This window comes from Streptomyces sp. Ru71 (genome assembly GCF_002920535.1).
Taxonomy (GTDB): Bacteria; Actinomycetota; Actinomycetes; order Streptomycetales; family Streptomycetaceae; genus Streptomyces.
Genome location: NZ_PQSS01000034.1, coordinates 72,954 through 79,208, shown reverse-complemented (window position 1 = coordinate 79,208; position 6,255 = coordinate 72,954). Strand labels below are relative to the sequence as shown.

8 protein-coding genes and 1 pseudogene are annotated in these 6,255 nt (G+C 71.4%); 3 read left to right on the top strand and 6 right to left on the bottom strand.

Annotated elements, in window-relative coordinates; genetic code table 11:
• Window positions 1–421 (top strand): annotated as a pseudogene (locus tag C3489_RS20920) (MFS transporter); the annotation flags it as partial.
• 48 nt (window positions 422–469) lie between these two features.
• The gene (locus C3489_RS20915) at window positions 470–895 is read left to right on the top strand and encodes a heme-binding protein (protein ID WP_103783529.1); all 426 of its coding nucleotides are present in this window, start codon (window positions 470–472) and stop codon (window positions 893–895) included.
• 139 nt (window positions 896–1,034) lie between these two features.
• Here C3489_RS20915 and C3489_RS20910 read toward each other — a convergent pair whose 3' ends face one another.
• The 6 genes from C3489_RS20910 to C3489_RS20885 all read right to left on the bottom strand — a co-directional run bounded on the left by C3489_RS20910 (window position 1,035) and on the right by C3489_RS20885 (window position 5,769).
• Window positions 1,035–1,901, bottom strand: a complete 867-nt coding sequence (locus C3489_RS20910; RefSeq protein ID WP_103783528.1) for a GNAT family N-acetyltransferase — start codon at window positions 1,899–1,901, stop codon at window positions 1,035–1,037.
• Window positions 1,902–2,042: 141 nt separating this feature from the next.
• On the bottom strand, window positions 2,043–2,525 hold the full coding sequence (locus C3489_RS20905) for an NUDIX domain-containing protein (RefSeq protein WP_103783526.1): 483 nt from the start codon (window positions 2,523–2,525) through the stop codon (window positions 2,043–2,045).
• A 96-nt stretch (window positions 2,526–2,621) separates the two neighbouring features.
• On the bottom strand, window positions 2,622–3,527 hold the full coding sequence (locus C3489_RS20900; RefSeq protein ID WP_103783524.1) for a LysR family transcriptional regulator: 906 nt from the start codon (window positions 3,525–3,527) through the stop codon (window positions 2,622–2,624).
• A gap of 229 nt (window positions 3,528–3,756) precedes the next feature.
• On the bottom strand, window positions 3,757–4,896 hold the full coding sequence (locus C3489_RS20895) for a cystathionine gamma-lyase (protein ID WP_103783523.1): 1,140 nt from the start codon (window positions 4,894–4,896) through the stop codon (window positions 3,757–3,759).
• On the bottom strand, window positions 4,893–5,384 hold the full coding sequence (locus C3489_RS20890; RefSeq protein ID WP_103783521.1) for a low molecular weight protein-tyrosine-phosphatase: 492 nt from the start codon (window positions 5,382–5,384) through the stop codon (window positions 4,893–4,895). Before C3489_RS20890 ends, C3489_RS20895 begins: the two co-directional genes overlap by 4 nt.
• Window positions 5,385–5,391: 7 nt before the next feature.
• A complete protein-coding gene (locus C3489_RS20885) occupies window positions 5,392–5,769 on the bottom strand; it encodes a phage holin family protein (RefSeq protein WP_103783519.1) in 378 nt (125 codons plus the stop codon).
• 58 nt (window positions 5,770–5,827) lie between these two features.
• Here C3489_RS20885 and C3489_RS20880 point away from each other — a divergent pair, with 58 nt between their 5' ends.
• The gene (locus tag C3489_RS20880) at window positions 5,828–6,145 is read left to right on the top strand and encodes a cupin domain-containing protein (RefSeq protein WP_103783518.1); all 318 of its coding nucleotides are present in this window, start codon (window positions 5,828–5,830) and stop codon (window positions 6,143–6,145) included.
• Window positions 6,146–6,255: the final 110 nt, after the last annotated feature.

Sequence of the window (6,255 nt, the reverse complement as noted above, 5' to 3'; positions counted from 1 at the left end):
GATGCCGATGCTGTACATCTCGCTCGGCGCCCTCGCCGTCGTCCTGGCCCTCTTCACGCTCACCGCGCACAACAAGATCCTCGCGGCCGTCACGATCGCCCTGATCGGCGCGCTGGGCTTCGCCACCGTCCCCCCGCTGCAGAAGCGCGTGCTCGACCAGGCGCACGGGGCCCCCACGCTGGCCTCCGCCGTGAACATCGGCGCCTTCAACCTGGGCAACGCCCTGTCCGCCTGGCTCGGCGGGATCGTGATCTCGGCCGGGTTCGGTTACACCGCCCCCAACTGGGTCGGCGCCGCCCTCGCCGCGGCGGCCCTGTTCCTCGCCGTGCTCTCGGCCGCTCTGGAGCGCCGCGCCGGCGCCCCCAGCGCCGTGGTCGCCGGCTCGGTGCCCGTCGAGCAGCGCGCCCCCGTCCACCACTGACCCCTTCACGCGACACCCCCCAAAAAACCCCCAGCAAGGAGAACCCCCGTGAGCACCACCGCCACCGCCGTGGCCCCCCTGACCACCCAGGACGCCGAGATCCTCGTCGCCGCCGCCCGCCGGGCCGCCGAGGCCGCCGGAGTCACGGTGAGCATCACCGTGCTGGACGCCGGAGGACACCTGCTCGCCTTCCGACGGGACGACCGGGCGGTGCTGATCTCCGGGGAGACCAGCACCCGCAAGGCCTACACGGCCCTCCAGCTCGACGCCCCGACCGCGGATCTGGTCGACGCCGTGCAGCCCGGCGGGCTCTTCCACACCCTGCCCACCGCGCTCGACCGGCCGCTGCTGTTCATCGCGGGCGGCGTGCCCGTCCACCGCGACGGCCGTCTGATCGGTGCGATCGGTGTCGGCGGCGGCGCCCCGGAGCAGGACCACGCGTTCGCCACCGCGGCCGTCGCGGCGCTTGCCTGACGCTGCCCACAGCACGAGGCCGGTCCCCGTCGGGGACCGGCCTCGTCGTGTGCGTGCGGTGCGCGAACAGCCTGTGTGCGTGCGCGATCAGCCCGCAGCCTGTGTGCGCGATCAGCCCGCAGCCGGTGCGCGTGTGTGATCAGCCCGCCGCGACCGTCACCGGGGCGAACCGCCTGCGCCAGTCGCCGGGCAGCTCGGTGATCCCATGGGTCATGACGGCGTTGAACGCGACGGACGCCAGCCCATGGTCCTTCGCCCAGACCAGCAACTCCTCGTGCCGTACGTCGATGTCGGTGCGCAATGGCCGGTCGGTGTGCGCGGCGAGGGAGGCGATCAGCGCCTCGGCCGTCCGGGTGTCCTGAGCGATCAGCGGGCCGACCACATGGGTGTCCATGTTCGGCCAGGCGGCGGCGTAGCCGGTGATCCGGCCCCCCTTCTCGGCGACGCGCAACTGGTCGGCGAAGGCGGGCAGCCTGGTGACGATGTGGGTGCGATCGGTGCCGAACACCTCCTCGTCCAGGCGGAGGATGGCCGGCAGGTCCTCGGCCGTCGCCGCCCGTGTGGCCATGAAGGTCTCCGTGGCGTCCGGGACGAAGTGTCCGCGCAGCATCTCCGCTCGGCCGGTGACCTTGAAGCCCAGCTCCTCGTAGAGCGGCCGGCCGTTCGGCGTGGCGTGCAAAGTGAGCGGGGTGGTGCCCATCTCCTCGATGACATGCCGCATCATCCGGCGACCGATGCCCTGGCGGGCATGGCGCTCGGCGACCAGCACCATGCCGATGGCACCCAGAGCGGGGCGTTCACGCGGCCCGTAATCGGTGACGACGCAGGCGCCGACGAGCCCGCCTTCGGGGTCGTCGATGCCGTAGCCCCTTCCCGCGGTGAGGAGGAAACCCCACTTGTGTTCCTCCCGCGGCCAGCCGCGGTTCTCGGACAGGTCCGCGCAGGCGGTGAGATCGCGAAGCGTCAGACGGCGGATGGGCGCGGAGGTGAGGGAAACAGTCGGCACGCAGGTCAGGCTGTCCGACAGCGGGCCGTGTCGTCCACCTGTTTCACGGCAGACGTACGTGCTTTTGGCCATGTCGTGGTCCCGCGGACAGCTCCCGTCCAGCCGGACGACGTTTCACGTGAAACTGCCGAGAGGGGGCCGTCACCCCAGGTCGGGGGCGTGCATCGCGCGGACGCCCTCGATGTTTCCGTCCAGGTAGTGCCGCAGCGACAGTGGGACGAGATGCACGGAGGCGATGCCGACGCGGGTGAACGGCACACGGACGATCTCGTACTCGCCGGCCGGTGCGTCCACCTCGGGGCCGTGCCGCAGCGAGGGGTCCATGGACTCCAGGCGGCAGACGAAGAAGTGCTGCACCTTCACGCCGGTCGCGCCGCCGTCGTCGCCGATGTGCTCCACCGTGTCCACGAAGCAGGGCACCACATCGGTGATCTTGGCGCCGAGCTCCTCGTACACCTCGCGGTGCAGGGCATGGACGACGGTCGGGTCCTCCGGCTCCACCCCGCCGCCGGGTGTCACCCAGTAGGGATCCACGCCGGGCTTGGTGCGCTTGATCAGGACGAGGTCGTCTCCGTCCAGCAGGACGGCGCGGGCGGTGCGCTTGACCACGGGTCGGACGGTCATGGGAGAAATGTGGCCCGGCTCGTTCCGCATGAAACATCCCCGCTGGTTTCACGTGAAACATCGCGAAAGGTCACCAACCGACCCCGCTCCGTCAGGTCAGTTCCAGTCGGCGGCCGCTCGCTGGAGCCGCTCATGGGCGCGCGCGATGTGCGGCATGGCCAGGGTGCCGGTGCGCACGGCCAGGAAGTAGGTCCGCAGGGGAGGGACCGGCGGCTGGTGCAGCGCCATGACCTCCCCGCGCTCCAGGGCGGTCGCGCACAGATAGCGGGGCAGGACGGCGAGCCCCGCCCCCGCCGCCGTACAGGCGAGGACCGCGCGCAGGTCGGGGACGATGACCGCGCCGGAGGCCAGCGGGCGGGAGTCGAAGACGGAGGCCCAGTAGCGGGAGACGAAGGGGAGCGACTCGTGGACCTCGACAACGGGCAGGCCCTCCAGGGCCGAGGCGCCCTTGCAGCGCAGCTCGTCGGGGCCGGCCTGCTCGGCCCAGTGCGGGGCGGCGACCAGGATGTGCTCCTCGTCGCACAGCGCGGTGGCGGTGAGCAGGGGGCCCCGCGGCCGGGCGGTGCTGATGGCGAGGTCGTGGTGGCCGGCCGCCAGCCCGTCGAGCGTCTCCTCGGCAGTGCCGAAGGACGCGCGCAGGGCGAGGCCCTGTCCGTCCTCGCCCGTCATCTCCGTCAGCGCCGGCAGGGCCCGCTCGGCGGTGAACTCCGGGGGGCCGGCGAGATGGAGCGTCCGTAAGGACGACTCGTCGTCCAGTCCCGTCTCGGCGATCTCCACCAGGGCATCCAGGTGCGGGGCGGCCTTGTGCGCCAGCTCGTCGCCGATGGGCGTCGGGGTCACTCCACGCGCCTGGCGCAGGAAGAGGGGGCGGCCGAGCTGTCGCTCCAGGGTGCGGATCTGTGCGGTGACGGCCGGCTGGGACAGGCCCAGCAGGGCGGCTGCGCGGGTGAAGGAGCCGGCGCGATGCACGGTGACGAAGGTGCGCAGCAAGGCCAGATCCATGGCGTGCTCTCCCCTCTCGCCGCCCGTCTCGTGTCCCCCGCCGCGCGCCCAACTATAAATATGTCGATAGGCCTCTGTCGCTACCGTGATTGGACACTGACACACAGTCAACTAGCCTGGTTCGCGCGGTTCTTCGCACGTGGAACCGCGGACGGTCCGAGCCACGAGGGGGGAGGCTCGGACCGTCCGTCGCAGGTGGCCGGACCCCGCACGGGCGTCTGTGAGCCGGTCAGTCCGCCGACTCCTCCAGGGCACGCAGCACATCGGCCACCAGGTCCTCGGGATCCTCGGCCCCGACCGACAGCCGGATGAAGCCCTCCGGCACCGCGTCACCACCCCACCGGCCGCGCCGCTCGGCGGTGGAGCGCACCCCGCCGAAGCTCGTGGCGTCGTCCACCAGCCGCAGCGCCTCCAGGAAACGGTCGGCGCGCGTACGCGTGGGCAGCGTGAAGGACACCACGCATCCGAAGCGCCGCATCTGCTGGGAGGCGACCTTGTGGGACGGGTCGTCGGGCAGGCCCGGATAGCGCAGCCCGGTGACGTCCGGGTGCTTCCGCAGCACCTCGGCCACCCTCAGCGCGGTGGCGTTCTGCCGCTCGACGCGCAACTGGAGCGTGGCGAGGGACCGGTGCGCGAGCCAGGCCTCCATCGGACCGGGGATCGCCCCGACGATCTTGCGCCAGCGCCGCACCGCGCTCATCGGCTCACCGGCGCGGCCGACGACATATCCGAGCAGGATGTCGCCGTGCCCGGTGAGCTGCTTCGTGCCGCTGGCCACGGCGAAGTCGGCACCCAGCTCCAGCGGGCGCTGCCCGAGCGGGGTGGCGAGCGTGTTGTCGACGGCGACCAGGGCGCCACGCGCGTGCGCCGCCTCGACCAGCCGCCGGATGTCACACACGTCGAGCCCCGGGTTGGACGGCGACTCGATCCACAGCAGCCGGGCGCCGTCTAGCACCTCCAGCTGGGCGTCGCCGCCGGTCGGCGCGGTGCGCACCTCGACGCCGAACGCCTCCAGCTGGGCGCGGACCAGCGGCAGCGCCTGGTAGCCGTCGCTGGGCAGCACGACCGCGTCCCCGGCGCGCAGCTGGGAGAACAGCACCGCGGAGATCGCCGCCATCCCGGAGGCGAACACCAGCGCCTCCACACCGTCCGCCCCGGGCGCCTCCAGCTCACCGACGGCCCGCTCCAGCAGCGTCCAGGTGGGGTTCTCGTCACGGCCGTAGGTGTACGGCCCGGTGGGATCGCCCGGCAGATGGAAGTGGGCCGCGAAGACCGGCCCCGGCAGGGTCGGTTCGTGCTTGACCGGTTCGGGCAGCCCCGCCCGCACCGCGCGCGTGCCCTCGCCCGCAGTCCCGTCCGCGTCGTTCATGCCGCCTGTCCTTCCACCTGCTCGCGTACCGCGGCGAGCAGACCCTCGCTCGCCGCCTCCACCATCTCAAGGCACTCCTCGAAGCCGTCCATGCCCCCGTAGTACGGGTCCGGTACGTCGAGGTCGTCACCGGCGGCGGGGTCGAAGGAGCGCAGCAGCCGTACCTTCGCCGCGTCCTGTTCGGTGGGCGCCAGGCGGCGCAGCACCTTGAGGTGTCCGGCGTCCAGGGCGATCACCAGGTCGAGCCGGGCGAACCAGGACGGCTGGAACTGCCGGGCCGTGTGGTCGCTGCCGTAACCGGCCTCCCGCAGGACCGAGACGGTGCGCGGGTCCGCGCCGTCGCCCTCGTGCCAGCCGCCGGTGCCGGCGCTGTCGACCTCGACGAGGCCGTCGAGTCCCGCCTCCCCGACGCGGGCGCGGAAGACGGACTCGGCCATCGGGGAGCGGCAGATGTTTCCGGTGCAGACGAAACAGACGCGGTAGGTCATCGGCGCCTCAGTCCTCGTCGGGCAGGACGACGTGCAGCGCCCAGGAGACGATCGAGATGATCAGGCCGCCGAGGACGGCGGTCCAGAAGCCCTCGACATGGAAGCTCAGGTCGAGCTTGCCGGACACCCATGAGGTCAGCAGCAGCATCAGCGCGTTGACGATCAGGGTGAACAGTCCGAGCGTGAGGATGTACAGAGGGAAGGTCAGGACCTTCACCACCGGCTTGACCAGGAAGTTGACCAGGCCGAAGATCAGGGCGACGACGATCAGCGTGCCGGCCTTCTTGCCGGTGCTCGCCCCGGTCAGAGTGATCTTGTCAAGCAGCCACACGGCGACCAGCAGGGCGCCCGCGTTGGCGATCGTCTTGACTACGAAATTCTTCATGTGTCTGATCGTGGCAGACAAAATCGGCCAGCAGCAGAGGCGAGGGCGGACCGGCAAGATGAAGGCATTCCGGCTGGACGAACTGGAGACGGAACGCGCCGCCAACGAAGGCGCCTACCTGCAGTTCCTGCGCGAACGGAACATGTCCGTCGGCCTGTACGCGCTCAACGCGGGCGAGCACGACCCGCAGAAGCCGCACAACCAGGACGAGGTGTACGTCGTCGTCAGCGGCCGTGCCTCGCTCACCGTCGGTCTGGAGACCACGGAAGTGGCCCGCGGCAGCGTGGTGTACGTGCCCGCCGGGGTCGCCCACAAGTTCCACCACATCAGCGAGGACCTGCGGGTTCTCGTGGTGTTCTCCCCGCCGGAGGGCTGAGGCGGGCCTCCGGGTTCCCTAGGGGATCGGTCAGGGGAGGACAAGGGGTGCAAGGCCCCCGTCGGCGCCCCTCGCGGCCCTAGCATCGGGTGCAGGTCATCCAGATGGAT